Source organism: Mesorhizobium sp. P3_A9 (genome assembly GCF_056402975.1).
The window spans coordinates 1-1,196 of the sequence record NZ_JBFUGJ010000699.1; the positions used below are offsets into that span (position 1 = coordinate 1).

General features: G+C 61.3%; 1 protein-coding gene and 1 pseudogene. Both read right to left on the reverse strand.

Annotated elements, in window-relative coordinates:
* Window positions 1–73 (reverse strand): annotated as a pseudogene (locus AC1DX0_RS36100) (TIGR00645 family protein); the annotation flags it as partial.
* Window positions 74–403: 330 nt separating this feature from the next.
* A partial coding sequence (locus tag AC1DX0_RS36105; protein WP_477359315.1) for an OmpA family protein occupies window positions 404–1,196 on the reverse strand: 793 nt, incomplete at its 5' end.

Sequence of the window (1,196 nt, forward strand, 5' to 3'; positions counted from 1 at the left end):
CGATATAGAAGACGACGAGGAGCCAGCGCGAGGCGAGGATGATCGATTCGATGGCGAGTTCGAGACGCTTCATAGGGTGGTTCCGCTTGGTTCTCTTGTTCGGAGTGGACCGTATTTCGACCACGCTGCTCCCGTTTGCAAGATAAATTGGGAAGCAAAAAACCCCGCCGGAGGGGGCCGGCGGGGCTCAATGCATCCCGCTGGAGTCGGGATGGGGCAGGGAACGCCCAGACCAGAATCTGGGGTGTGCGAGCCCGCGATTCAATGAGCCGGCTCTAATGCCCGTACAAATCTTGTTGACCCAGCGCATGTGGTCCGCACTTCGTCCCACCCCGGTCGACCGGGATGGGACTTGCTTGCCGACTTGATTCCAGAAGCCACTTCAAGCCTCTGGAAAGCCAAGTCAATTGTTGCTGGCGACAGGCGCCACCAGCGAGGTGATGCGGCGGATGGCGACACGCCGGTTCTCGCGGTTGGGCGACTGTGTGTTCACCTTCAGATACTCCTCGCCAYAGCCCTGAGTCGTCAGGTTCTCCGGCGGGATGCCGAAGGCGCTGGTCAGGGCTTCGGCGACCGATTCCGCCCTGCGATCCGACAAGGCAAGATTGGCCTCCGGCTTGCCGACGGCATCGGTATGGCCCTCGATCAGGAAGGTCTCGGCCGGGTTCTTCTTCAAAAGCTTCTCCATGGCGTCGGCGACGCCCTCTAGCTTCTGCACCTCGGTGTCGGAGATCGAAGCCGAACCGAATTCGAAGTTCAGCGTGTCGAGGTCGACGCGGCGTGCGATGTCGCGCACGCGGGCCGAGCGCTTGACCTCGTCGATCGAATAGAGACGCTGGACCTTCTCCACTGGCGGCTGTTCGAGGAAGGTGTAGTAATCGTCCGGGCTCTCGACATCCTCGGAATCGAGGATGTATTGCCGGCGCGGAATGTTGAGCCGCATCGGCGGCAGGTCATCGCCCGGATCGCGCCAGTCGCCCTCATCCTGATAGTCCCGTTCCTCGACATAGCTCAGCACATATTCGCGCCCATCCGGCGTGATGCGCGAACGCTGGATGACGTCGCCATAACGGTTGCGGATGGTGACGATCTGGACGCCATTGCCGCGCTCGACAGTCTCGCGTGTGCGGCCTTGCGGCAGATCCTCGTAATAGACATCCTTGGCGCCACGGTTCATGCGCGTGCCGTCATTGCTC